Below are 26,374 nucleotides of genomic sequence, written 5' to 3'. Positions count from 1 at the left end.
TGAGAATGTCGGCATGCCGCAACTGCGCATCGCACTGGCCCAGGTCAACACCACCGTCGGGGACCTCGAAGGCAATGCCGAGCTCACCGTCGCGTGGACTCGCAAAGCCGCCGAGGCAGGTGCCCACATCGTCGTCTTCCCGGAGATGTCCCTCACCGGTTACCCCGTCGAGGACCTCTCCCTCCGCCCGACCTTCGCGTCCGCCTCGAAGCAGATGGTCGAAGTGCTCGCCAAGCGGCTCGAAGACGCCGGATGCGGCGAGGTGCTCACCTACATCGGGTACCTCGACCTGGACGAGACCGGCGCGCGCGACGCGGCGGCCGCGCTGTACCGCGGCGAGGTGGTCGCCCGTCAGTTCAAGCATCACCTGCCCAACTACGGCGTCTTCGACGAGCACCGATGGTTCAAGCCGGGCCACGACCTCGAGATCGTCCGCTTCCACGGTGTCGACGTCGGCATGGTGATCTGCGAGGACGTCTGGCAGGACGGCGGTCCGATCTCCGCGCTGGGCAAGGCCGGAGTCGACCTCGTGGTCGCGCCCAACGCCTCGCCTTACGAGCGCGCGAAGGACGACATCCGCCTGCCGCTCATCGCCCGCCGCGCGGCCGAGGCCGGCGCGCCGTTGGTGTACACGAACCAGGTCGGCGGGCAGGACGACCTCGTCTTCGACGGCGACTCGATCGTGGTCGGCGCGGACGGCCGGTTGCTGGCGCGCGCGCCGCAGTTCGTCGAGCACCTGCTCGTCGTCGACACGGACCTCGAGCCGGGTGGGCACGCCGCCGAGGGCGAGTTCGACGGCCTCCGGGTCAAACGCCGCGTGCTCAGCGAGGACCCGGTTCCGGCGTACAGCGCGAGCAACGAGTCCGCGATCAGCGAGCCGCTGTCGGACGAAGCCGAGGTGTGGCACGCGCTCGTCGTCGGCCTGCGTGACTACGTGCACAAGAACGGCTTCTCGTCGGTGACGTTCGGATTCTCCGGCGGCATCGATTCGGCGGTCGTGGCGGCGCTGGCCGCCGACGCGCTGGGCGGCGACAACGTCTACGGCGTTTCGATGCCTTCGGAGTACTCCTCGGAGCACTCGAAGGGCGACGCTGAGGACCTCGCCCGCCGGATCGGCGCGCATTACCGCGTCGAGCCGATCGCGGACATGGTCAAGGTCTATGTCGAGCAGCTTCAGCTGTCCGGCCTCGCCGAAGAGAACATCCAGGCCCGTGTCCGCGGCATGCTGCTGATGGCATTGTCCAATCAGGACGGTCATCTGGTGCTCGCCACCGGCAACAAGACCGAACTCGCCGTTGGCTACTCGACGATCTACGGCGACGCCGTCGGGGCCTTCGCGCCGATCAAGGACCTGTTCAAAACACACGTCTGGCATCTGGCCAAGTGGCGCAACGCGGAAGCCGAGAAGAACGGCGAAACCCCGCCGATCCCGGAGAACTCGATCACCAAACCGCCGTCGGCCGAGCTGCGGCCGGGTCAGCTGGACAGCGACTCGCTGCCCGACTACCTGATGCTCGACGACATCCTCGACGACTACATCGAGGGCGACCGCGGTTACGTCGATCTGGTCGACGCGGGTTTCGAACCGGAGACCATCGACCGCGTGGTGCGGATGGTCGACAAGGCCGAATACAAACGCCGCCAGTACCCGCCGGGCACCAAGATCACGTTCAAGGCGTTCGGACGGGACCGGCGGCTGCCGATGACCAACGGCTGGCGTGAGGGCACCGTCGTGACCCGCTCAGCTCAGCGCGACCTGCTTCCCGGCTGAGTTCGTCAGCACGGCCACCAGGCCGGGCTTCGTGTCACGCCGGACGAGCATGTCCATCCCGAGCGCGCGGACCGCGGATTCGGCCGCGGCCGGCTCGGGGTGGACGCCGGTGACCATGAGCAGTGGGATCGACGGAAGACCCCGCGTCGTCGGATGCGGCGTGCTCCCCCAGTCGATGAGGAAGGGCGCGAGTCCACCGAGACCGCCGGAACCGGTGAGACGCCAGGTCAGCAGTTCGCCGTCATCGGTGGTCCGCGACATCTCGGACGCTTCGCCCGGGTCGTAGCCGCGGTCGCGGGCTTCGGCGATCGCCTCGTCGATGTCTTCGACACGCGCGGCCCAGGTGACCAGGGCGGGCGCGGTCAGCTCGTCGACGCCGAACGGGCGGGGTCCGAGGTGCTCGGGTTGATCCGGGTCGGGGCCCACCACTTCGAGATAGGCGCCGGCACCCAGGTCGGCCAGGTAATTGGCCGTACCGAAACCGACATGCCTTCCACCGCGTACAGGCGTGACGCCGGTCAGCTCGGCGACGCGCGCGACGGCCTCTTCGAGGTCCGGCCCGGCGTACACGAGGTGATCAAGCACGAGGTCGCTCATGCCCATACTCCTACCGCAGCCGCAGCTCCGGCGGCACCGCGGCATGGCGGTGAACCGAAAACTGTCGGACCGCACTCGTACCCTGGACACATGACGGCACCGGGTTACTCCGTGTTCGGCACCGCGATCGGCGACAGTGGCATCGCGTGGAGCGAACGCGGGGTCATCGCGGTCCAGCTCCCCGAGGGCAGTGAAGAGAAGACGAGGGCGCGACTGACCACGCGTCTTCCCCAAGCGGCCGAATCCACGCCGCCGAGCGAGGTCCAGCACGCGATCGACGGGATCGTCTCGTTGATGGACGGCGAGCGCACGGATCTCACCGGTGTCGAGCTCGATTACGAAGGAGTACCGGACTTCCACCACCGGGTGTACGAGTTCATCCGCACGATCCCCGCGGGCAAGACGCTGACGTACGGCGACATCGCGAACATCCTCGGCCTGCCCCGCGGTGCGCAGGCCGTGGGGCAGGCGATGGGCCGGAACCCGTTCCCGATCATCGTGCCGTGCCACCGCGTGCTCGCCGCGGGCGGCAAGGACGGCGGGTTCTCCGCGCGCGGAGGGGTCGCCACCAAACGCCGGATGCTGGTCATCGAAGGCGCTTTGGCGGACGAACCGACGCTGTTCTAGTCGCTTGGGGTCCCAGTCGCTTGGGGTCCCAGTCGCTTGGGGTTCTAGTCGCTTGGGGTTCTAGTCGCTTGGGGTTCTAGTCGCTTTGGGCCGGCGACCATGGCTTGAGCCAAGGTGTCTCCGGCCAGCCTTCCGCGGCGGCCATCAGCGGGATCGCCGTCGCGCCGTCGATGTGCTCGCGGATGATGTCGGCGTGCCCGGCATGCCGCGCGGTCTCCTCGATGAGGTGAAGCAGCACCCAGCGGACCGACCACGCGTCGACGTCCTGCGGATACCAGGGCACGCCCTTCGGCACCGGGACCGGCTGGCCGAGGTCGGCGACACCGGCGATGACGTCCGCGGTGCGGCTCGCGACCTCGTCGTAGCGCGCGAGGACGCTTTCGACCGTCTCATCCGGCGTCATCACGTACCCGGCTTCGTACTCCTTCATCGACTCGTCCATCGGCTTGGAGGGCTTCTGGAGGAGGATGTCGATCCAGCCGTCTTCCACGGTCGCGGTGTGCTTGATCAGGCCGCCGACGCTCAGTGAGCTTTTGGTCGGGACGGCTCTCGCCTGCTCTTCGGTAAGACCGTGCACCGCGATCCGCAGGACGTGGCGCTGCTGCTCGAGGTAGGCGAGGAGACCTTCGCGCTCGTCGGCGACCGGGGGAACGTTTCCAGCCATGGTGGCTCCTTCCATCGGGAAGGGGATCATGGCATCCGGCACCGGTTTCTTGCGGCGATTCGGCCGGGAAGAGAGCAAGGGACCTTTGCTATCGCTTCTCTCGACGTCGAGAGAAGCGATAGCAAAGGTCCCTTGCTTCCCCGCTAGCCCTGCGGCCGGACGAACGGGAACAGCACCGTCTGCCGGATCGACGCCCCGGTCAGCATCATCAGCAGCCGGTCGACGCCGATGCCGAGCCCGCCGGTCGGCGGCATGCCGTGTTCGAGCGCGAGCAGGAAGTCCTCGTCCAGTTCCATCGCCTCGACGTCCCCGCTCGCCGCGCGCAGCGACTGGGCCTCCAGCCGTCGCCGCTGCTCGAGCGGGTCGGTCAGCTCGGTGTAGGCCGTGCCGACCTCGGAACCGAACGCGATCAGGTCCCAGCGCTCGGCCAGCCGCGGGTCCACGCGATGTTGCCGGGTCAGCGGCGAGACGTCGGTCGGGTAGTCGGTGTAGAACGTGGGCAGTACGGTCGCGCCTTCGACCAGATGCTCATGCGCCTTCAGTACGAGATCGCCGTGCCCGGCCTCCTCGTTCACCGGCACTCCCGCCGCGCGGCAGAACCGCTGGAGTTCGGCGACCGAGGTGCCCGCGTCGATCTTCTCCCCGAGCGCCGCCGAGACGGCTTCGTGGACCGGGATCACCGGCCAGTCACCGGAGATGTCGTACTCGACGACCGTCCCGTCCGGCCCCGGTCGGCGTACGACCTGCGCGCCGTACGCGGCTTCCGCGGCGCACTGCACGAGTTCCCGCGTCAGCGTCCGCATCGTGTTGTAGTCGGCGTAGGCCTGGTATGCCTCCAGCATGGTGAATTCGGGGTTGTGCGTCGCGTCGACGCCTTCGTTGCGGAAGTTCCGGTTCAGCTCGAAAACGCGCTCGACCCCTGCCACGCACAGCCGCTTCAGATAGAGCTCAGGAGCGATCCGCAGGTACATCCGCATGTCGTAGGCGTTGATGTGCGTGATGAACGGGCGGGCGTTGGCGCCGCCGTGCACGGTCTGCAGCATCGGCGTCTCGACTTCGAGATAGTCACCCCGGTGCAGCCGTTCCCGCACGGCGCGCACCACGGTCGAGCGCATCCGCAGCATCGCCGTCGAATCCGGGTTCACCGCGAGGTCGAGGTAGCGCTGCCGCACCCGCGTCTCCGGGTCGGTGAGGCCCTTTCGCTTGTCCGGCAAGGGATGCAGGCTCTTAGCCGTGACGGTCCATTCATCGATGAGCACCGAGAGTTCGCCACGCCGCGACGTCATGACCTGCCCGCTCACACCGACGTGGTCACCGAGGTCGACGCCCCGCCGCCAGCCACCGAGGTCGAGCACGGAGGCGTCGAGCATCAGCTGGATTTCGCCGCTGAAATCCTTGACCCGCGCGAAACAGAGCCCACCGAGGTTGCGCATCGCGAGCACCCGTCCCGCGACGCGGACCCGGTGGCCGGTGTGCGAGTCCGGACTCAGATCGCCGAACTTCGAGACGACGTCACCGAGCAGATCTTCCCGGGCGAAACCGACCGGATAGGGGTCGATCCCGGCTTCCCGCAAGCGATCCAGCTTCGCCATTCGCACCCGAACCTGGTCAGGTCGCCGCACTTGTTTCGGCGCGGGAGTGGCGGCGTTCGCTTCGATGCGGTGGACCTCGGCGACGAATTCGTCGGTGACCGTCTCCAGTTTCAGCGCCCGCCCGGAGCGCCCGGTGGGGACGAATCCTTCGAGCGCGCCGGCGACGATACCGACCCGCGGCAGCCGTCGAGCCGAGGAATAACACAGGAACCGCGGCTCCCAGTCCGGGCCGTACTTGGCGTTGGACCGATAAAGCGATTCCAGCTGGAAGAACCGCGACGCCATGCTGAGCACGCCGCGCCAGGCCCGCAGCACCGGCCCCGCACCGATCCGCTCCCCTTCGGAGAAGACCGCGCGGAACATCGCGAAGTTCAGCGAAATCCGTTGTGCGCCAAGGCGCGAGCTGGCCGCCACGACCTCGGCAACCATGTATTCGTTGAGCCCGTTTTCGGCGTCGCGGTCGCGCCGCATCAGATCAAGGGAAAGACCACGACGGCCCCACGGCACGAACGACAACATGCCGCGAAGATCGCCCTTGGCGTCGTACGCCTCCACCATCACGCTGCGGCCGTCGCTCGGATCGCCGAGCCTGCCGAGCGCCATCGAGAACCCGCGTTCGGTCTCCGCGCCGCGCCACTGCTGCGCGTGCAGCAACAGCCTGGCCATCTCGTCGGCCGGGATTTCGCTGTGGCGCCGGACTTTCGTGGTGTATCCGGCCCGTTCGATCCGTTTGACCGCTTGGCGGACCGAGCGGCGTTCCGGCCCGGCGAGGCTGAAGTCACGCACGTCGAGGACCGCTTCGTCACCGATTTCCAGCGCGCGCAGGCCCGCGTCGGCATAGACTTTCGCGCCGCATTCGCTCGCGCCGAGCACACCGGGGGTCCAGCCGTAGGTGCGTGCCTCGTTCAGCCAGGCGCGGACCGCGTCAGGCCAAGCGTCGGGATCACCGATGGGATCCGCACTCGCGACACTGGTGCCCGCGAGCACACGGTAGGCCACGGCGGCGCGGCCATTGGGCGAAAAGACGACACTCTTCTCGCGCCTCGTGGCGAAATAGCCCAGAGAGTCGTCTTCGCCGTGTTCGGCCAGAAGGCGACGTACGCGCAGTTCTTCCTCGTCCGTCCTCAAGCGACGGCTGCGCACGCCGCGGAACAGCGTGTACAACGCGGCCGTCGCGACGGCCGTCGCGCTGAGGTCGAGCACTAGGTCGAGCCAGGCCGGTCCTTCGCCGATGCCGACCCGGCGCAGCTGGATGTTCTCACCGGTCGTGTGGTTGACGACCCAGGCGAACCGCGCCCAGGTGTCGGCGAGACGGCCGGGAAAGGCCTCGCTCAGACCCCAGCCGACGAGAATGACCGCGGCCAAACCGCCGAACAGCACGGTGAAGCCGTCGCGCCAAGCGCCGGGCGCGAGCCGGGCGGGAAACGCGGGACGCAGAATCCAGAGGAAAGCGATCATGCCGAGCGAGATCAGGTCGGCGATGGCCAGCACCCACACCTGGTGCGGAATGTGCCGGACCTGCCACGGCCCCAGTTTCAGCAGCTCGGGCCACCACAGCAGGGCGGCCTGGAAGGCCAGCGTCACCGCCAGGCCGCCGACCTGGAACAGCAGCAGCGTGTACAGCGCGGCGCGTTTGCGGCGGCGGAGCGCGGCGCCGAGGACGACGAGCAGCAGAACGATCACGAGACTCGCGTTCGTCGGGATGCTCAGTGCCGAGAAAGCGACGTCACCCGTCCTGAGCACCGGCCCCTTCACACCGCCGGCGAGCAGGAGGATCACCGAGAACACGGCCGCGAGCTGCACGAGGGTGGCGACGATTCCGCCGGCCCTCGCCTTCCACGGCGAGACTCGGCTCGGTGGGTTTCCCATACTGGCCTTTCGCGGTACACACAGGTGATCGACAGCTGTACTACTTGACGTCACACAAGCCCGTGTGGTTGTCAACGATCATCATCCTCTGGTCTGAATTTCCTCATCCGCAGGCGTGACGCCGCTGTGTGAAGCTGGTCGCAGGGCCTTGGGACGGTCATATCCGCATGTCAGGCTTGGCCTGTTCAGCTCCACGACCCGGGGACCTCTTCGAGGCCTCGAGGGAAGGACGGTCGACAAGGATGTCTGCCACCGATAAGGATTCCGGCGAGCTCGCCGCTCCGTACGGGACCGGCGCGGCGCCCCAGCCCACATCTGGGAAGAAAGTCCGCGTACATCACCTTCGCGACATGAAGGAGCGCGGCGAAACCTGGCCGATGCTCACCGCCTACGACATGTACACCGCCGCGCTGTTCGACGAGGTGGGCATTCCCGTGCTGCTGGTCGGGGATTCCGCGGCGAACAACGTCTTCGGTTACGACACTTCGCTTCCGGTGACCGTGGAGGAACTGCTTCCACTGGTCCGCGCGGTGACTCGATCGGTGAAGCGGGCACTGGTCGTCGCCGACCTGCCGTTCGGCTCGTACCAGCTTTCGCCGCAGCAGGCGCTGGAGACGTCGGTGCGGTTCATGAAGGAAGGCCGCGCGCACGCGGTGAAACTCGAAGGCGGACGAAAATTCGCTCCGCATGTCGAGGCACTGACGTCAGCCGGCGTTCCCGTAATGGGACATATCGGATTCACTCCGCAGAGTGAACACAATTTGGGCGGCTACCGGGTCCAGGGACGCGGCGAAGCGGCCGAAGCGTTGCTCGCCGACGCGCTGGCCCTGGAGGAGGCTGGCGCCTTCGCGGTCGTCATGGAGATGGTGCCTGCCGAAGCGGCGAAGCGGATCACGCACGAGCTGAAGATCCCGACCGTCGGCATCGGCGCGGGCCCGGACTGCGACGCGCAGGTGCTCGTCTGGCAGGACATGGCCGGGCTTCGACGCGGCAAGACCCCTCGCTTCGTGAAGAAGTACGCGGACCTCGCCGGTGTGCTGGCCGGGGCCGCGTCGGCGTTCGCGGAGGACGTCCGGCGAGGCGAGTTCCCGGCTCCGGAGCACTCGTTCCAGGACTGACCCGCCTCTGACCTGCGAAAAGAGAGCGAGGGACCTTTGCTGTCACTCCCACTGAGGAGGGCGATAGCAAAGGTCCCTTGCTCTCCCCGCGGCTGACTGTGAGGATTTCGGGTCATCCAACGCACCAAAGTCCATACAGTCAGTACCCATCACTACGCGGAGTACAGGGTGTGTGGATATAGGGACACTCAACGTCCCTATATCCACACACCCCCGGGCCTGCCGAGGGGCGCGATAGCAAAGGTCCCTTGCTCTCTTTTCAGGGTGGGCCATGCACGACGACCCTCCTTTAGTTGTTCACATATATGAACTTCAATCATGTCCTTGACGCACGTTCGTAAAGAGGCTTAACGTCTAGCCGTCGCCGCCACGACCGAGCTTCGATCCCTCGACGAGGAGGACCACGGATGCGTGTTCGTGAGCGGGTTCTGGCCATTGCGATCGGTACCGCCCTGCTGTCGACGCTGGCGGCGTACCCCGCACAGGCCGCGACGGTCCGCGTAGGGACTTCGGAGCAGCTGACGGCGGCGCTTGCTTCGGTCACTCCGGGCACTGTCATCGAACTCGCGGCCAACACCACCTTCGCGGGCAACTTCAAGGCGGCGAAGAGCGGGACTTCCGGCAGTCGCGTCACGCTGAAGGGTCCGCGAAGCGCGGTCATCAAGGCTTCGGCGGGACGCACGCTCGAACTCACCGGCAGCTACTGGAACCTGACCGGCTTCACCCTCACCGGTGGCCAGAAGGGTCTGATGGCGACGGGCGTCAAGAACACCGTCGTCGACGGCATCAAGGTCACCGGCGTCGGCCACGAGGGCATCCATTTCCAGTACACGAGCACCGACAACATCGTGAAGAACTCCGAGGTGACCGACACCGGCCGCGAGTACGCGGGTTATGGCGAAGGCATCTACTTCGGTTCCGCGAAGGGCAACTGGCCGGGCGGCACGCCCGACCGGAGCGATCGCAACAAGGCGCTGAACAACAAGATCGGCCCGAACGTGCGGGCCGAGTCGATCGACATCAAGGAAGGCACCACCGGCGGCGAACTGCGCGGCAACGTCTTCGACGGGACCGGGCAGAGCGGCGAGCACTTCGCCGACAGCTGGGTGGACATGAAGGGCAACAACTACGTGGTCGCGGACAACCGGGGCAGCAAGGTCTTCGTGCACGACGCGACCTACGGCGGCTTCGAGGTCCATGTCCAGCTGGACGGCTGGGGCCGCGGCAACACCTTCTCCGGCAACACCGCGGACGTGCGGTCCCCCTACGCGTACGGCTTCTATCTCGTGAAGGCCGCGACGGGGAACAAGGTCTGCGCGAGCAACAAGGTGACCGGTGCCGGGAAGGGATTCGCGAACGTGGCCGCCACGGCGGGCTGCTGACGCGACCGAAGACCGGGGGCCCGCTCAGCCCGGCGGCGGGGGCGGGCCCCCACCCTTCGGACATTCGCCGACTCGGGCAGAGTGTTCTTATGGATGACCTGTACCCGCCGATCCACGTGCGCGCCGAGGGCATGCTCGACGTCGGCGACGGGCACCGGGTCTACTGCCAGGAGGCCGGGAACCCGGACGGCAAACCCGTGGTCGTCCTGCACGGAGGCCCTGGTAGCGGCATCTCCTCCATGGCCCGGCGGCATTTCGACCCCGAGGCGTACCGGATCATCCTGTTCGACCAGCGCGGCGCCGGCCGCAGCACTCCGCATATCGGCACACCGGATGTCGATCTGTCGGTCAACACCCTCTGGCACCTCGTCGCGGACATGGAAAAGCTGCGCGAACGGCTGAATCTCGACCAGTGGCAGCTCTTCGGCGGCTCGTGGGGTGCGACCCTCGCCCTCGCCTACGCCGAAACCCACCCGAGCCGCGTCAGCGAGATCATCCTGCGCGGCGTCTTCACCGTCCGCCGCAGTGAACTCGACTGGATCTACAACGGCGGCGCCGCGAATCTCTTTCCCCGTGAGTGGGAAGCCTTCCTCGCGCCGATCCCCGAAGATCGCCGCGACGACCCGCTGTCGGCGTACCGCGAACTCGTCTATCACCCCGATCGGGCGATCCGGGAGCGTGCCGCGATCGCTTGGAGCATCTGGGAAGGCGCGATCGTCTGCCTGCGCCCGGATCCGGCCTTCCACAACCAGTACGCGTCGCCGGACTTCGCTGTCACGTTCGCCCGGCTGGCGCTGCACTACTTCTGCCATGGCGCGTGGCTTGAGGAAGGGCAGTTGATCCGGGAGGCCGGGAAGCTGTCGGGGATTCCTGGGGTAATCGTGCAGGGGCGGTACGACGCGGTGTGCCCGCCGGTGACGGCCTACGAGCTGCACCGGGCTTGGCCGGACTCGAAGCTGGAACTCGTTGAAGCGGCAGGGCACGCGGTGACGGATCCGGGGATGGTGGCGGCGCTTCGGGAAGCCACGGACTCTTTTCGGTCCTTTGAACCTTAGCAGCGTGAACCTATACTTCAGCGACATACACCGACGCATCATGTATCGGCTCATCACTACACCACGCAAGACACACTTTCAGTAAGCTATGAGAATGACTCAAAGTTTTGCCGATATACTGAAGGGCCTGATGGACAACCGCGAACTGTCCCCCAGAGCTGTCAGCCGAGCTTCAGCACGAGCCGAATCAACCATTCTGCAATTGATTAACGGAAACATTCCGCCATCGCCGGAAATAGTGCGGGATATTGCGCCCGCATTACAGATCTCCGAAGTCGATTTGCTCACAATTGCCGGACTTGCACCGAAGCAGACTCTGGGCGCCGCCAGAGCGTACCGTAATTCGACAGGAATCGCCGAGCTGGTTTCGATCGCAAGCTTGTTGCCGAATAGAAAATTTCAACAATTGATCGACGTTGCCCGCGACCTGAAGTTGGAAGACCACGACTAGCGAGGAGCAGCCGAAGACGGCGCGCTGATCGGCCAGCACGCGCGTTTCTACCTATGAAGGCCTCCTTGGATTCCAAGGAGGCCTTCATAGGTAGAGCGCACGCGAACCTTCAACTCAACGAAAACACTCAGGAAATTATTTCCACCCTACGAGCGAGCCAGCGAGCGAGAGATCACGCGAAACCGAAGGGATCCCAGCGCGCTCCATCAACGTTGAAGCCATTCTTGTTTAGGGCGTCTCGAGCGACCGATTCCATGCCGGATCCATTCGGCCTGTAGTGGCCAGAGAAGTTGCCGAATTCGACAATAGATCCGTTCGTCACGTCAAATGTGCCCGCCATCGCCACGGGCTTACCTCCTGATAGGCTCGTATGCCCTGCCCACACACCGTTATCGAAGACGCTCTCGTGAAACGCTCTCACTGAACCACCCGGCGCTACCACGTAGTGATAATTACCGTCCTGGAGATTTCCTCCCCTGGTAACCAGCGCACTTGCGGGGAGGTGGTCCTGCGGAGTGGCGTCCGCACCAGGACGCCCCGCGACGTACATCCGAGTGTGCCCGCTACTCGGGCCGCAGTTGTGAGTGAGGACCGGAGTGGCCCCCGCCAGCACATAGTACGTGTGGTCGGTGTCGACGGTCAGGTTGTAGACCCGTCGCGTCTCGGACCAGGACCGGGTGCCGGTGACCGTGGCGTCCCGATGATCCCCGGTCTCCAGCCGGTGCCCGGCCTTCAGATCAACAGCGTTCGACCAGCGTTTCTCCGAGGCCACCCAGAACGGATGCTCATCCGTCGCCACCACAGACCCACGACCGGCCTCACTCGCGACACCGACCTCCACCAGGGTGCGCTTACTCGCATGCGACCGCGCATCCGTCACCACCCGAACCGCAGTGCGACCCGTCGTCGGATCCTTCGCCAGGACCCTGTCCCCGACCTTCACATCCTTGATCGGCTTCCGAGACCCGTCACCCATCACCACCAACGTGTTCGGATCAAAACTGTTGCTGGTCGCACAACTCCCGGCCGGACCACCAGACGACTCGTCATGATGCTTACCCCGCCCCTTGTTCCGCCCCGCCAAACCACCCAAAGCCGACAGAAGATCATCAGGAGAAGCACCCGACTGAGCAACCTCCGACACCGCCGTCACAGTCTCCGCGACGTTCTGGACGACAGCCCCGTCCCCCACCACCTGCTTCTTGAAGAAGTCGAAGACCCGGCCCGCGTCCTGCACATCCGCCTTGAACGCCTGCACCACCCGCGCCGGCATCAACGGAGACGACGACACCAGATCCGTCCCCTTGAACACCGGCTTCAACGCCGCCTTCAACGTCGGAATCGGATTCCGCTTCGCCGTCCGCTCCGCAGCACCCCGCGCAGCAGCCGCAGCCGCCTTCTTCCTCGCCAAAATCGCCGCAGCCCGCCGAGCCGCCGCAGCAGCAGCCGCAGCCGCCGCCTTACGAGCAGCCGCCACCGCCGAAGCCTTCCGAGCAGCAGCCGACGCGGCATCATCGGCACCCCGGCGAGCGGCACCGGCGACATCATCGCCATAACGACGGCCGACACCGACCGCGTCGTCGGCATGACGGCCCGCTCGACGGCCATTACCGATGAAGTCGCCCGCCTTCCGAGCCCACTTCGCCGCGGTCGCGGCGTTCCCACCGAACGGGATCGCGCCCGCCGCCGACCAAGCCGCGTTCTCCCAGTCACCCTCGGCCGCATAGATCGCGGCGTTCGCGAGGTCGGCGATCTCGCCGATACCGGGGATCATGCCCGCCACGTCCAGCGCGGTGTGCACGATCGTGCCCGCCTTGTCCCACAAGTCACTGAACCAACCGTGACCATCCGGGTCGAAGTAGTTCAACGGTGAACCCAGCACATACGAGTACCGGTTCGCACTGATCGACGGCGAGAACGGAAGCGCGATGCTGTCGCGAGAGGCGAAGGTACCGGAGCCCGGCTGGTACCACCGCGCCCCCATGTTGACGTTCCCGTTGTCGGGATCCGTCCAGTCGCCCTGGAAACCGACCGTCCGCGGGGCACCGGTCGACGCGATCCGCTTGCCGTACGGGTCATACGCCGTCGAGTCGACGACACCACCCGACGCGGGCGCCAGCGCGCCGACGACGTCTCCGTGCCGGTCGGAAAGCGTGAGCCGGGAATCGGTTCCCTGCGAGAGCGACACCAAGGAGCCATCCGGACCGCGGCCGAAGCGTGAGACACCGTCGCTGACAGTGTCTCGTTCCATGCCCGCGTACGAGAACTTCTGTCCGCCTCGAGTAGCGAGCCGGTCGAAGTCGTCGTAGGTGTACTCGGTCGTGCCGAACTTGGTCAGCCGATCAAAGGCGTCGAAGGAGTACTTCTCCTCCAAGCCGGACGACGTCCGTGAGCTCAGTGAGCCGCGCGGCGAGTAGGCGTACGTGTAGTCGCCATCGGCGAGGACACGGTTCCGCTCGTCGTAGGTCGCGTTCTTGTCACCCGCCTTGACCCGGTTGCCCGAGTCGTCCCAGCCGTACTCGGTCGACTTACCCGACGGGTCCGTCCAGGAGAGCATGCGCCCCTGGAAGTCGTACGAGTAGCTGTTCTGGCCGGAGCCGGCCAATCCCGCGGTCGTCTTCGTCTTGACCCGGTCGTTCGGGTCGTAGGTGTAGGCGATCGACGAGAGGACCGCGCCGTTCGATTCCTTCAGGACATCGGACTTCGGCCGTGCGAGGTTGTCGTAGTCGTAGGTACGGACCCGGCCGGCACCGTAGTCGACTGTCTTGACCTTGCCGGCTTCGTTGTAGCCGTAGGTCAGCTTGCCCCCGGTCGCGCCGTCGGTCACCGAGTCCAGACGGCCCTTGAGATAGCCGTAACCAGTGGTGCCCGCAGCATCCTTTCGGGTGATGACGCGCCCTGCGGTGTCGTACGCGAAGGACGACGCGCCGGATGTACCTGTCGCGGTCAGCAGACCACCACGGTCGTTGTAGGTGTACGCGTTACTCCCCGCCACCCGCAGACGACCGTCGGCGTCATAGGTCCGTGTCTTGTCGGCGGTCTGCGTCTCGGCGCCCGAGCCGGTCTCCGTGAGCATCCGGTTCAGCGCGTCGAACGTCCGGTCGCGGTTCACGTTTCCGGGCGCGGCCAGCCGGGTCGCGTTGCCCGTGGCGTCGTAGGACTGCGTCCAGGTCCGATCCGCCGCCGCGGGATGCGCGGCGGTGGACGGCTCGACCACCGACTCCGGCAGGTTCAGGCTGTTGTAGGTGAAGAGGGTCTTGTTCGATCGGCCGTCGGTGAACCTGGTGCGGTTTCCGGCCGCGTCGTAGCCGAACGACGTCGTGATCGTCTTTCCGTCCGCGACAGGTTCGATCTGGCTCGACAACCGGTTCGCCGCGTCGTAGCTGAACGTGGTGACCCGTTTCTCCCAGTCCTCCGACGTCCGCATGTTGCCGGCGGGGTCGTAGGTGAACTTGCGCTCTCGCAACACCGGCTGCGAGCCGGTCCACTGGCCGTCGACGTCGAACTCGGAGATCACGCGTCCGGCGAGGTCGTAGTTGAGCCGTTTCGTGGCGCCCGCACCGTCGCTCGCCCGGACCAGCCTGCCCTGCCGGTCATAGCCCCGCTTGGTGGTGACCCCGGCCGGGTCGACCGCGGTGATCAGCTGGTTCAGCTTGTCGTAGGTGTTCAAGCCCTTCTCGCCGGCCGGATTCTCGACCGCCACCACGTTGCCCGCGTCGTCGTGTCGATACTTCGTGGTGTACGCGGCAGGCGTCGGGAACCGCTCCACCGCGGTCGACGTGGCCTTGCGGCCCAGTTCGTCGTAGGTCGCTTCGACCCGGGCACCCGTCGGCGAAGTCACGGACAGGGGCAGGCCGGTCATCGTGTAGGAGTACTTCCAGACACCGGCGGCCGTGCCACCGTCCTGCGGGTCGTGCCGCTCCAGCAGCCTTCCCAGCTGGTCGTACCGAAGTTCGGTCGCGTGCTGCCGGGCGTCGATCTGCTTGATCACGCGCCCCACGGCGTCGTAGCGGACCTCCTTGGTCGGCGTGATCGGCGCCGTGGCGCCAGGCGGTGTGTACGACGGCAGGCTCGCCTTCACCAGCTGCCCGAGTTTGTCGTACGCCGCCGTGGTCACCCGGCCGAGCGGGTCCTTCGTGTGCGTGACCGAACCGAAGGTGTCGTACCCGGTGACCATGGTCGCCTGCGCGTCCGCCGGCGCGCCGCCGTTCGACTCCACGCGAACGCGCGGACCGGTGGCCCGGATGGGCCTGGCCAGCTGGTCGTACGCCATCGTCGTCGCGTACTGGGACGACGACTCGTTCCCACGAGGATCGGTGACCGACACCGGCATGCCGCGTTCGTCATAGCTCCAGGTGGTGATCAGCCGTTCCTGGCCATTGTGGACGGTCTGTTTGGTCCGCTGGCCGGAGGCGTTGTATTCGAACTCGGTGGTCTCAGCGGTGTTCACCTGTCCGCCGCTGGTGTTCGAGGGATCACCGGACTTCTCGGTGCGGGTCACATTGCCGCTGCGGTCGTAGGTGAACCTTGTGCTGCGGTCGAGTCCGCCGGGGTCCTCGATCGACTGGGTGAGCCTGTTGACCGTGTCGTAGTCGTAGGTCGTGGTCCGGTTTCCGGCCGTGGTCTGCTTGGTCAAATTCCCGGCGCCGTCGTAGCTGTTGTTCTCCAGCACGAGGTCGCGAACGTTGCCGGTGACCGGGTCCCGGTAACCCTCCGCCACCACCTGTGCGACCAGGTCGTTGGCGTAGTAGTTGTTCCGCGTCGTACGGCCCATCGCGTCGACGTGCAGGATCTGCCGTCCGGACTCGTCGTACCGGAAGGACTCGAGCACCGTCGGCTTCGAGTTCGCCGGATCGGTGTCCCCTTCCCCGTCGCCGGGGCGGCCGTCTCCGTCGGCCGGGTCGACCACGCCACCGTGCCAGCCGTGCAGGCGCACCTCGGCGACTTCGTTGCGAGCCGTATACGCGTAGGACTTCTTCACACCGCTCGCGTCGATTTCGAACATCCGGTTGCCGAAGACGTCGAAGCCGTAACGCGTTCCCTTGCCCTCCGGGTTGACGAGGTGCACGAGACGGCCGCGATCGTCGTACTCCCGAGTGGTGACGCGGGCCGGGTCGCCGCCGACGAGGTCTGAAACCTCCTCGCGCTCGATGTTCCCGTCCTTGTCATAGGACGTGACCGTCCGGGCACGATGTTTGGCGCCGGTGACGGCGTTCGTGGTCTCGGGCCCTGTCTCGGCCTTCACTCGCGAAAGCGCGTCGTATTCGTAAGTGGTCGTGATGCCGTCGGGGTAAGCGTCCACATAGATCGTGGAAGAGGTCCGCCGTCCCGCGGTGTCGTAGACGAATCGTGTCCGCATTCCGGACGCTTGCTGGATCTCGCCGAGATCACCGGTGCTGTAGTACCGGAAGTTCGTGTTCTCACCCGTCGCACTCACCGTCGACAACAACAGGTCGGCCGGCACCGGGATGTTCACGTCGTCGAGCGGCCGCTCGGTGCCCGTGGTGTAGCTGTGCACGACCTCGCCGCCATCGGGCATCTTCTGGCTGGTGAGGTCGCCCTTGGCGTTGTAGAGGTACGTGGTCAGGTACCGGTTGTCCTCGGCGTTCGTTGACCTTCCGTCCCTGCTCCAAACGACCTTGTCGTTTCGAGGATCGAGCGGGTTGTCCGGGCTGAAGTGATAGCCGAAGTATTCGGTCTGGCAGCGGCCAAGCATCAGGCAGGTCTGCTTGCTGACCACGTTCCCCCGCTGGTCGAATCCGAGTGTGACCTCATTGAGGTTCTCGGAGACGATGGTGTTCTGATTGCCTTCGTCGTCGTAGTCGTAGGTTCGGATCCCGTAGCGGACTTCCTCGGTGGGCTGCCCGGCCTGGTCTTCCGGACGGACGCCGAGGCCCAGTGGGGTGACCGTCCGCAGAATCCGGCCCCGAACCGGGTCGTAGTCGAAGGTGTGGTTGCGGTTGCCCGGATCGGTGAACTGAACGGTGCGGATCAGATTGTTCTCTTCACCGGTGATCACCGGCACGCCGAGCCGCCAGTTCCCGCCATTACGGTCGGTGTAACTCTTCACCCGCTCGCTGACCGTGTCGTATTCCACCTCCGCGGCGATCTTGCCGCTGGGCAGAGTGATCCTGCTGAGCCCTTCGGACGGCTGAGCAGCCTGGAACTGCTCGCGGACCGCGTTGTCCCCCAAGGGTTTGGTGTAAACAGCCACCTCATCGATCGCTCCGGCGAAGTACCCGTGGTCGTTGCCGGGCTTGGCAGGCCAGTTACCGGAGACGAAGCCAGCGCCCACGTACGTCTTGGTCTGGTTGCCGTGATCGATCACGCCCTGCTTGGTCGCGACCTGGACACCGTCGAGATAGAGCCGTTGTGTCGCCAGCGATCCGGAAAGCACCACGTGGTGCCACTTGTTGTCGTTGACCACCCCGGGAGTGCTCATCGGCGCGGTCGTGCCGTCAGCGAACTGCCCGTAGAGCTTTCCGGTCGTCCCGACATACAACGCCGGCGTATAGGCGTTCTGCAGCGAACCCGAGATCTCGTTCTGCTGGTAGCCCAGCAGGACACCGGCGCCATTGGTCTTGAACCACAGCCCGACCGAGAGATCCCTGCTCTTCTTGACCGCCCCGTCCGGGAGTTGCAGCACCGAGCTCGACCCGTTGAAGGTCGCCGCGGTGTCGGCCGAACCCGGCACCGCTCCCGCCGTCCCGAGCACGACGTTCTTGTACTTGCCGTTGTCCTTGCCCCGGTTGAACGCCACCTGGCTGACGGCGGTCTCTCCGCTCCGATCGCCCAATCGCCAGTACCCGTCCGGTGCCGTGTCATTGACGACCGTGCGGAACCTGGACTGATCGGCGTAGTCGTACCGGGTGATGTTCGCCAAGGGGTCTTCGACCGCTCGCAACCGGTTGCCCTCGTAGGTGTACTTCCAATTCCGGATCTGGCCATTGACCTCGGTCGCGAACACCTCGGCGACCTTGCGGTCCTGGATCAGGAAGACCAGTTGCCGCCCGCTGGCCAGATCCAGGGCACGGGTGAGGGCGTCACCCTCCCAGTAGATCCTGACGCCACGCCCGACGCCGTCGGTGTAACCGGTCAGCTTGCCCGCGGAGTCGAAGCGATACGTGGTCGCCGACTTGTCCGTCAGCGACCAGCCGCCGTCCGGCTCAGACTTGAAGGCGGCGAACCGGCCCTGTGGCGGCGCGTAGGTGCCGTCCGGGTTCAGCCCGAACCGCAACTGCTGGCCGTCGGGATAGGTGACCAGGACGTTCCCCACGTAGTCCCGGACCACCCGCATGTCGTACTTCGTCGCCCATCCCGTGCCGAACCAGTGGTCGCGGCGGGGATCCAAGGTGTTGTAGGTCCGGATGACGCTCAAGCCGGGACCGGCCGTCGGCATCTGGACATCGATCGCACTGGAGTGGTAATTGCCGACCATCGGGTCGAAGTCACGGTCGGTCCCGCTGTGCGGGGTCATGGCCATATGCGAGGTGATCGCCGGCTGCGGGACGGCGCTCAAGATGGCACTGAACGGCAACGCTTCGCTCTCGTTGGTGCCGTCGAACGCGAACGAGCGCCAGAGGTAGATCTTGTTCCAGAACAACTTCTTGTCCGGGACCGTCCAGGTCGGATTCGTCTGGTGCGCCGAGCTGAAACAGTTGACCGGGTTGTCGTCCGCGCCCTTTTCGCAAACTTCGAACCGGTACTTCAGGGTACTGCCCGGAGGCGGGTCGACGTCGATACCGCTCGCCCACAACTGCGGGGTCAGCGTCTGGACGGAGGCGCCGTTGGGCGGGTACTGCTGCTTGATGAACGGCGGCACGTCGTACACGTCGAGGCCGATCCGAGCGGGCGCGACCTGGTGATCGGTGAAGTAATCACCGGGCTTGCGGAACATGCTGAAGTCGAGGAGATAGCTGCCCACCCCGATCGGTTTGATCTCCGCGTCGAGTGTGACGGAAGCGCCGCGCGCCACGTCACCGGGAAGCTCGGCCGCGAGCTGAGATCCGAGCGAGTTACCACTCCGGTCGTAGACGCGGTAACCCAGCGCGAAGTCGTTGCGCGACCAGGCCTGCGCTCCACGGTTCGTCACGGTGATCTTGACCTTGCCCGAGGCCGCGCGGGTGACCGGCGGTTCCGGTGTGGCGCGGTCGATGCGGTAGTCGGCGTTGTACGGCGAGTGCGTCACGTAAAGACGCGGGGGGTTGGCCGTGCCGAAACCGGTGAAGCGTTTCCACGCCGCCGGGTCCGTCGGCGCCTGAAGGGCGAGACCATGGTTCGGAGCACCGCCCGCCCACTGCTGGACGAGGTCCCGGCCGCCGACGCCCAGGTCGATCAGTTCGTGGGCGGTGGGGCAGTTCGATCTGGTCGCCAAGGGGGCCATGTACCCGTGTGAGAAGACCCCGCCGCCCAGCGCACCGCCGAACGGGGGCGTTCCGGAGGAACCCCAGTCCGCGGTGACCGGATGCACGGACATCGGACGGGGCGTACAGGAGCCGGACCAGAAGTTGGTCAGCTGCAGCTGCGCACCGAAGATCCGGTTGTCCTTCAGATCTCCGCCGATGCCGCCGAACCGCAGGTAGCTCGAAGCGGTCTTGCCGCCGCTGCGGCCGATGCGCAACTCATTGGCGTTGGTGAACCGAGTGCCGTTCTCCACCACGAGGTTGCCGGTGCTGACCGACTCCTTGACCACGGTGGGATCGACCCGCACTGGGTAGACCCTGGCCGGGTCCCGCAGCCACGCGGAGTCGAGTTCCACCCGGAGGATCTGTTTGCCATCACGGCTTCCGAGCCGGTAGGTGACGCCATAGGAGGTCGCGGGTTCACCGCTTTCCTGACGACTGGAGTCGAGCATGTAGCCCGCCGGTACGCGCAGGACGACCGCACCCGCCCGGTCGACGAAGACCACCTGGCCATCGGCGATCCTCGCCTCGAGTCCTTTCAGATCGAGCGCGAACTCCCAGGCATGAGGAGCGTCGGGGTTCTTGAGGACGAACCACTCCTTGGCCGCGCCCGCGGTGAACTCGACCCGCATGTCGGCGTTCGGCAGAATGTCGGGGTACCCAACCGCGTTGCCTTCCGCGCGTCCGGCCGTCGCCCGCGCACCCAGGAGAGTGAAGGCGGCCTCGTGCCCGGCGCCGTCGCTCACTCGCATCGAGCCGCTCGTCTGTCCCATCTGAACTTGGAGCTCATCGCCCGCCTTGCGCCAACCGCCTGCCTGGTCGGGGACGGCCCGGGTGTCGACGGGGCCGAGCCCGCCCTCAGGCAGCGGGAAGTTCAGCGGATCCTGGCCGTAGACGGTGGTCTGCGTACCGTCGGGGTTGTCGTAAACGCTGCTGTGCGTGGTGCGCCGCTGTGGCAGTTCCTTGCTGGCCTGCGCGTCAAAACCACGCACCGAAGCGGCAGGCGGCGGTACGACCTTGGCGTTACCGCGCTTGCCGGAGGCGGGTTCGGGAAAGGTGATCGGCGGGTACTTCGACTGAAGCGAAGTGGCCGTCGCCCGATTGATCGCGGGCGTGGCGGCGCTATCGGGCGTCGGCCGGTCCGCGACGCCTTCAGCGGATCCCGACTCCTGCTTCGGGGCGTCCGCCACGGCCGACGCACCCGCCTCGTCCGATGACGGAAACCGCTGCGAAGCCGCCGGCCCCAGCGTCGCCACGAGTGCGACGATCAGCAGCAACGCGAGCGTCACCCGGAGTCTTGCGCGCAGGACAGGTCCACGACGGATCCGTTTCATGACTTCCCCCCTTGGGATGCCCACTCAGGACAGCCCTCGGCTCCTTCAGAGCAGGTCGGCAAGTTGATATTGCTGGGCGGCGAGACGCCCGGCAAGGCCTTTTACCGATTTTGGGCCAAATGGCCGTGGCCGAATGGACACGCGTGGATGACCGATCGATCATCGATCAGGTGTTCGATCGTACTAAATAACCGTTAGCTGAAGATGAGCTAGATCACAGATATTCACGAGCGACGATCGAATCACGCTTTCGGTCGAATGACGGCGCTCTGACCAGCCGCTAGCGTCCGGCGTGCTCATAACCAGAAACGAGGGCGCTGGGGGCGGAAGGTCGCGTCGCGTTACAGAATGGGCAACTCTGTCGCGCTGTCGCGATTTTTTGTGCGTTCGTGAGCACTTTCCGCGCATGGCACTCTCCGTATTCGGAGAAGGAAGGTCCAATGCGGACTCGAAGATCCCTGGTCGTCTCTGCGGCCGCCACGGTGCTGCTCGGCACCGTGATCACCACGGCACCCCCGGCGCAAGCCGCACCGGCACTCCCCACGGGGTTCGTCCTGGTCGACACACCCACCGGCCAGCAGGCCGGAGATCTCACCGACGCCGCCTATCTCCCGGACGGAAGCGCGCTGACCACCGGCCGCCTGGGATCGGTGCAGCTGGTACCGCGAGGCGGCCAGCCGGTACAGATCGCCTCACTTCCGGTGCACACCGCCGGTTCGCTCGGCCTCACGGGCATCGCGGTGGCACCGGACTTCACTACCAGCCGAACGGTCTATACCACTCGGGCACTCGCGACCAGTACATCCACTCAGGTGTTCCGCCTCAGCAAATGGCGGGCGGAGGGGGTGGGCGCGCCGACGGGACTCACGGACGAGACCCCCGTCCTGGAGTTCCCGGTCAACGCCGACAGCAAGGGAATACAGGACGTCGTCGTGGATCCCGGCGGCGATGTCCTCTGGGTCGCTGTCGGGGACAACGCGACCGTTCAGGCTCCGGCCGGTGCGACCAAGGACAATGTGGACAAGTTCGCCCTGCGGGCACTGGACCCGGCTCAACCGACGGGCAAAGTGCTTCGCATCGGCACGGACGGCAAAGGGCGGGTGGACAACCCGTTCTACGACCCGGGGGCTCCGACGTCCTGGCGTAGCCGCAACTACACGAGCGGGCTGCGCGATCCTCGGATCGCGGTGGATCCGCGGGGCGGCGTCGTCGTCACCGACATCGGCTGGGCGGCCCGCAGCGAAGCGAATCTCGCCTTCCCCGGCCAGAACTTGAAGTGGCCGTGCTGGGAAGGCACCACGCGTGCCCCCGGCTATCGCGACCTCCCGGAATGTGCCAACGTCGCGAACTCCGCGCCAGTCAGTGAGGCGACCCAGGGAGCCACGGATACCCTCGTCGGCGGACTTCCCTACACTGGGACTTCGTATCCTGACGCTTATCGGGGACTTCATTTCGTAGCCAACAAAAGCGGTCACACGCTTTCGACCTTCGCGTTCGACGCCGGGGGCAAGGTCACCCAGGCGATCAACACGATCGCCTCCGACATCGGCGATCCGGTCTCCGTTCTGACGGCACCGAACGGCGACGTCGTGCTGGCCGACTCCGCATCTTCCAAACTGCGCAGGTTGAGCTACAAGCCGGCGAACAAGGCTCCCGTCGCGGCGTTCACCGGAACCGTGACGCCGGCCACGAAGAAGATCTCACTCGACGCGGGAGGGTCGAGTGACCCGGACCTGGACACCCTCGACTACCAATGGACCTTCGGGGACGGCACCACCGGCAGCGGGCAGGTCGTGGAACACACGTACTCGACCGGCGACGCGGTGACGGTCGGTCTCACGGTGAGCGACGCGCACGGTGCGGTGACGAACACCAGTCAGACCTTCGTTCCCGGTGAAGCCACCCCTGTGCTCTCGCTCGCGGCTCCTGACCCGAACACCGTCTTTTCCGGCGGCGAAACGGTCTCCCTGGGTGTTGATTCGGCCGAGGACCCCACCGATGGATCGCTGACCGTGAAGTGGCGAGCCGAGCGGATGCGCTGTCCCCAGAACAACGCCTGCGAATACACCACGCTGCGCACCGGCACGGGCACCACCTTCTTGTTCGCCTTCCCGAACGAAACCGACACCCGTGTCGTGGTCACCGGGACGGCGGAGAACAGCCGAGGCGTGATCACGAGTCAGCGGTACACCGTCAACCCCCGGACGGCTCGGCTGGCCGTCGCAGGCAGTCGTCCGGCGCGGGTCCAGATCGGGGTGAACGAGAGCACCAACCGGCTGGTGACCGTGAACTCCTCCGTCAAGATCTCCGCTCCTCCCAAATCTTTGGACGCGGCGAACTTCGTCAAGTGGCCGGACAACCAGAGCATCGAGCCGGTCCGTCAAGTCCAGATGCCCGTCGCGGGGCTCACCCTCCGTGCGGAATACCAGACCCCGATCCAGAAGCGCTACGCGGACGAGGCTCCCATCCGGACGCTGATGGGCGCTCCGGTGGGGCTGGAACTCATCGAGGGTGACGGCCATTGGCAGCAGTACGCTTCCGGCCGTCTGTATTGGACGGAGCAGCACGGCGTCAAAGCCGTCGCCGGGGAGATCCTGACCAAGTACGTCACGCTCGGCGCCCATGCCTACCTGGGGTCGCCGAAGACCGACGAACTCGTGGCCAGAGCGAACAATGGCCGCTACAACGACTTCGTGGGTGGTCCGCTCACCGGTGACGCGTCGATCTACTGGAACTCCAGCGTCGGGGCCATGGCCATCCACGGCGAGATCCGCACGAAGTGGCAGGCCACCAACGGCGAAGCCGGTCCACTGGGTTTCCCGACCAGCGACCAGCTGACCACGCCGGACGGCATCGGGCGCGTCAATCACTTCAACAACAACAACGCTTCGATCTACTGGACCGCGGCGACCGGCGCGCACTACGTGATGGGCCGGATCTGGCAGAAATGGCGTTCGCTGGGCTGGGAGGTGTTCTTCGGCTATCCGACCACCGACGAGGTGGCCACGCCGGACGGCGTCGGCCGGTACACCCACTTCAGCGGGAACGGTTCGATCTACTGGTCACCATCGACCGATGCCTTCGAAGTGCACGGATATGTCCGCGACCGCTACGCGGCGATCGGCTGGCAAACCGGCATCGGTTACCCGACCACCGACGAGACCTGGACGCCGGGCAGTAAGGGTAAGTACAACCACTTCGCCCAGGGCGGCTTCGCGCACTCGATCTACTGGCGTGCGGGAACGAACGTCGCCTGGGAGGTCAAGGGGGTGATCCGCCTTCGCTGGCGGGACCTCGGCTGGGAGACCTCGTATCTCGGCTTCCCGACCAGTGGTGAGTACAACACCCCGACCGGTAAGCGCAGCGACTTCCAGTTCGGCTACATCACCTACAACGGATCGACAGGAGCGGTCGAAGACCGTCGGTACTGAGTGAACTCGAGAACGCCGGTGCGGCCCGCAAAGGCCGCACCGGCGTTTCGCTTTACAGCCGTCCGCCTGAGGTCGTGTCGCCGGAAAGCCGTTACGCCGGATTGATGAGGTATGGCGTGCCTTTCGGTGGTCGTCACAGCGCGTTCATCACGTGCTTGACGCGGGTGTAGTCCTCGAGGCCGTAGAGCGAGAGGTCCTTGCCGTAGCCGGACTTCTTGACGCCGCCGTGCGGCATTTCGGCTACCAGCCGGCGACGCGAGTGCGTAGTCGACGCCGTTGGCCGCGGCGAGCGCTTCGGTCTCGAAGCGCTGCGGTGATGACCGGGCCGGAGATCACCGTCGATTCGTAGAAGTACCCTCGTTCTCAGGCCGCTCACCTCCACAGTGGACCGTCGTGTGCGCAGCCACTGGGCGGCGTTGTTGAGGGGTTCGTAGCTGACCGACGTGTCGTCGGGTTTACCGGTGGTCGTCGCCCGTGCCTGGCGGGTGAGCGCCGCGACGAAAGCGTCGTGGACCTCGTCGGCGACCAGGACACGCGTCGCCGCTGTGCACTCCCGACCGGCGTTGAAGTACCCAGCGGCGGTGATGCCTTCCGCGGCCGCTTCGATGTCGGCGTCGGCGAGGACCACTACGGGCGCCTCACCGCCGAGCTCGAGATGGACGCGCTTCACGTCCTTCGCAGCCGATGCCGCGACTTCGATCCCGGCACGCACAGACCCGGCTGAGCACGCCAGGCGGCAGGAATTCGGCGCAGATCTCGGCGAGAAACAGGGTCGACGCGGGCGTCGTGTCGCCGGTTCGAGCACCACGGTGTTCCCCGTGGCGAGCGCGGGGGCGATCTTCCAGACCGCCATGCGGAGCGGATGGTTCCACGGCGTAACCTGCGCGCACACGCCGATCGGCTCTCGGCGGACGAAAGAGGTATGCCTTTCCATGTACTCGCCCGCCGACCGTCCTTCGAGGACACGCGCGGCCCCCGCGAAGAACCGCAACTGGTCGACGATCATCGGCAGTTCCTCGGCCGCGGTGAACACGATCGGCTTGCCGGTGCCGGCGACGGCGGCGGTGCAATACGGGCGGCCGGTGACGGGATCGACGATGTCGGCGACCTGGCCCGACGCGGATCCGCTGTGCTCACCGCCGATGAAGTGCTTCAGCTGCCGCACGAGCGCTCCTGTGGCTACTGGGTCTGGGGGCGTGAGGCGATAGCAAAGGTCCCTTGCTCCCTCGCGGGCAGCAGGGGCCGAAACGTATAAGTCCAGATGTTAAATGACTAGACGATGGGGCAAGATTGATCCCATCGGGTAGCGGTACGGGCGAAGGGCCACCATGCGTAAGGGGATGTCGCACAGCGCGCGATCAGCGATGTTCGCGCCGCTCGACCAGATCGGCCGGGCGGAAGCGGTCACCGCGCGGCTGGTCGACGCCATCACGCTCGGGTTGCTCGCCGACTCGGAGCAGCTGCCGAGCGAAGCCGAGCTGGCCGCCCAGTTCGGCGTCTCCACCGTGACGGTTCGCGAGGCGCTCGTGGCCTTAAGACACCAGGGGCTCGTGGAGACGCGACGCGGCCGAGGCGGCGGAAGCTTCGTGAAGACGCCTATCAACCCTTCGGCCGCTTCGTGGCGAGAGCGCCTTCGCACGGTTTCGCTGTCCGAACTCCGCGACGTCGGTGATCACTACCTCGCCATCGCGGGCGCCGCGGCCAAACTCGCGGCCGAGCGGAGTTCGCCCGAGGACATCGAGCGGCTCGAACTGGCGACCGAGGACATCCGCACCGCCACCGGCGCGGAGGCATCGCGCGCCGAGCGCCAGTTCCATCTCGAAGTCGCCGCGGCCGCCCAATCGCCGCGGCTGACCAGGGAAGAAGTGCAGTTGCAGAGCGAACGAGGCGGATTGCTGTGGCTGCCGCTCGAGCCGCACGGCACCCGCGAGAACGCCTACGCCGAACACCGCGCGATCGCCGCCGCGATCGCTCAGGGCGACGGCGAGCTGGCCAGGAAGCTCGTCGAGGAACACGTCCTCGAAGCGATAGACCGGCTGGCGGGCGTGCATTTAGCCCTTCTGGCCCCTTAAGCTGCGGCG

Annotated in this window: 13 protein-coding genes; 8 read left to right on the top strand and 5 right to left on the bottom strand. The window is 66.2% G+C overall.

Features of this window, described 5'->3' with window-relative positions:
- The first annotated feature begins 13 nt into the window (after positions 1-13).
- On the top strand, positions 14-1,771 hold the full coding sequence (locus tag ACZ6DT_RS38975) for an NAD+ synthase (protein WP_465604710.1): 1,758 nt from the start codon (positions 14-16) through the stop codon (positions 1,769-1,771).
- On the opposite strand, the gene ACZ6DT_RS38970 is transcribed toward ACZ6DT_RS38975, so the two are convergent.
- The gene (locus ACZ6DT_RS38970) at positions 1,742-2,368 is read right to left on the bottom strand and encodes a VOC family protein (RefSeq protein ID WP_465604707.1); all 627 of its coding nucleotides are present in this window, start codon (positions 2,366-2,368) and stop codon (positions 1,742-1,744) included. The two genes, ACZ6DT_RS38975 and ACZ6DT_RS38970, sit on opposite strands and share 30 nt — an antisense overlap.
- A gap of 90 nt (positions 2,369-2,458) precedes the next feature.
- Between ACZ6DT_RS38970 and ACZ6DT_RS38965 the strand changes: the two genes are divergently transcribed.
- On the top strand, positions 2,459-2,995 hold the full coding sequence (locus ACZ6DT_RS38965; RefSeq protein WP_465604705.1) for a methylated-DNA--[protein]-cysteine S-methyltransferase: 537 nt from the start codon (positions 2,459-2,461) through the stop codon (positions 2,993-2,995).
- A 76-nt stretch (positions 2,996-3,071) separates the two neighbouring features.
- On the opposite strand, the gene ACZ6DT_RS38960 is transcribed toward ACZ6DT_RS38965, so the two are convergent.
- Both ACZ6DT_RS38960 and lysX read right to left on the bottom strand, forming a co-directional pair.
- Positions 3,072-3,659 carry a DinB family protein gene (locus ACZ6DT_RS38960; protein ID WP_465604703.1) on the bottom strand — a complete coding sequence of 196 codons (588 nt, stop codon included), beginning with the start codon at positions 3,657-3,659 and terminating at the stop codon, positions 3,072-3,074.
- Positions 3,660-3,802: 143 nt separating this feature from the next.
- Complete coding sequence (gene lysX, locus ACZ6DT_RS38955; protein WP_465604701.1) at positions 3,803-7,120, bottom strand: bifunctional lysylphosphatidylglycerol synthetase/lysine--tRNA ligase LysX; 3,318 nt, start codon at positions 7,118-7,120, stop codon at positions 3,803-3,805.
- A 242-nt stretch (positions 7,121-7,362) separates the two neighbouring features.
- Between lysX and panB the strand changes: the two genes are divergently transcribed.
- The 4 genes from panB to ACZ6DT_RS38935 all read left to right on the top strand — a co-directional run bounded on the left by panB (position 7,363) and on the right by ACZ6DT_RS38935 (position 11,126).
- On the top strand, positions 7,363-8,238 hold the full coding sequence (gene panB / locus ACZ6DT_RS38950) for a 3-methyl-2-oxobutanoate hydroxymethyltransferase (RefSeq protein ID WP_465604698.1): 876 nt from the start codon (positions 7,363-7,365) through the stop codon (positions 8,236-8,238).
- A 407-nt stretch (positions 8,239-8,645) separates the two neighbouring features.
- A complete protein-coding gene (locus ACZ6DT_RS38945; RefSeq protein WP_465604696.1) occupies positions 8,646-9,620 on the top strand; it encodes a right-handed parallel beta-helix repeat-containing protein in 975 nt (324 codons plus the stop codon).
- A gap of 89 nt (positions 9,621-9,709) precedes the next feature.
- Positions 9,710-10,675, top strand: a complete 966-nt coding sequence (pip, locus tag ACZ6DT_RS38940) for a prolyl aminopeptidase (protein ID WP_465604693.1) — start codon at positions 9,710-9,712, stop codon at positions 10,673-10,675.
- A 94-nt stretch (positions 10,676-10,769) separates the two neighbouring features.
- Positions 10,770-11,126 (top strand): XRE family transcriptional regulator, encoded by a 357-nt coding sequence (locus ACZ6DT_RS38935; RefSeq protein WP_465604690.1) that lies wholly within the window; start codon positions 10,770-10,772, stop codon positions 11,124-11,126.
- 172 nt (positions 11,127-11,298) lie between these two features.
- Here ACZ6DT_RS38935 and ACZ6DT_RS38930 read toward each other — a convergent pair whose 3' ends face one another.
- Entirely contained in the window at positions 11,299-20,862 is a 9,564-nt protein-coding gene (locus ACZ6DT_RS38930; protein WP_465604688.1) for an RHS repeat-associated core domain-containing protein, read from the bottom strand.
- A 440-nt stretch (positions 20,863-21,302) separates the two neighbouring features.
- Between ACZ6DT_RS38930 and ACZ6DT_RS38925 the strand changes: the two genes are divergently transcribed.
- On the top strand, positions 21,303-24,293 hold the full coding sequence (locus ACZ6DT_RS38925) for a PQQ-dependent sugar dehydrogenase (RefSeq protein WP_465604685.1): 2,991 nt from the start codon (positions 21,303-21,305) through the stop codon (positions 24,291-24,293).
- A 133-nt stretch (positions 24,294-24,426) separates the two neighbouring features.
- Here the strand turns inward: ACZ6DT_RS38925 and ACZ6DT_RS38920 are convergent, their stop codons facing one another.
- Positions 24,427-25,458 (bottom strand): aldehyde dehydrogenase family protein, encoded by a 1,032-nt coding sequence (locus ACZ6DT_RS38920; protein WP_465604682.1) that lies wholly within the window; start codon positions 25,456-25,458, stop codon positions 24,427-24,429.
- A gap of 163 nt (positions 25,459-25,621) precedes the next feature.
- On the opposite strand from ACZ6DT_RS38920, the gene ACZ6DT_RS38915 reads away from it, so the two are divergent.
- Positions 25,622-26,365 (top strand): FadR/GntR family transcriptional regulator, encoded by a 744-nt coding sequence (locus ACZ6DT_RS38915; RefSeq protein ID WP_465604679.1) that lies wholly within the window; start codon positions 25,622-25,624, stop codon positions 26,363-26,365.
- Positions 26,366-26,374 lie beyond the last annotated feature (9 nt).

The organism is Amycolatopsis sp. NPDC041971, from assembly GCF_055588925.1.
This window is presented reverse-complemented; position numbering and strand designations above follow the sequence as displayed.

Excerpts from the sequence above, each read along its gene's own strand:
- ACZ6DT_RS38975 (WP_465604710.1), top strand. The coding sequence starts at position 14 with ATGCCGCAACTGCGCATCGCACTGGCCCAGGTCAACACCACCGTCGGG.
- ACZ6DT_RS38970 (WP_465604707.1), bottom strand. The coding sequence starts at position 2,368 with ATGAGCGACCTCGTGCTTGATCACCTCGTGTACGCCGGGCCGGACCTC.
- ACZ6DT_RS38965 (WP_465604705.1), top strand. The coding sequence starts at position 2,459 with ATGACGGCACCGGGTTACTCCGTGTTCGGCACCGCGATCGGCGACAGT.
- ACZ6DT_RS38960 (WP_465604703.1), bottom strand. The coding sequence starts at position 3,659 with ATGGCTGGAAACGTTCCCCCGGTCGCCGACGAGCGCGAAGGTCTCCTC.
- lysX (WP_465604701.1), bottom strand. The coding sequence starts at position 7,120 with ATGGGAAACCCACCGAGCCGAGTCTCGCCGTGGAAGGCGAGGGCCGGC.
- panB (WP_465604698.1), top strand. The coding sequence starts at position 7,363 with ATGTCTGCCACCGATAAGGATTCCGGCGAGCTCGCCGCTCCGTACGGG.
- ACZ6DT_RS38945 (WP_465604696.1), top strand. The coding sequence starts at position 8,646 with ATGCGTGTTCGTGAGCGGGTTCTGGCCATTGCGATCGGTACCGCCCTG.
- pip (WP_465604693.1), top strand. The coding sequence starts at position 9,710 with ATGGATGACCTGTACCCGCCGATCCACGTGCGCGCCGAGGGCATGCTC.
- ACZ6DT_RS38935 (WP_465604690.1), top strand. The coding sequence starts at position 10,770 with ATGACTCAAAGTTTTGCCGATATACTGAAGGGCCTGATGGACAACCGC.
- ACZ6DT_RS38930 (WP_465604688.1), bottom strand. The coding sequence starts at position 20,862 with ATGAAACGGATCCGTCGTGGACCTGTCCTGCGCGCAAGACTCCGGGTG.
- ACZ6DT_RS38925 (WP_465604685.1), top strand. The coding sequence starts at position 21,303 with ATGCGGACTCGAAGATCCCTGGTCGTCTCTGCGGCCGCCACGGTGCTG.
- ACZ6DT_RS38915 (WP_465604679.1), top strand. The coding sequence starts at position 25,622 with ATGCGTAAGGGGATGTCGCACAGCGCGCGATCAGCGATGTTCGCGCCG.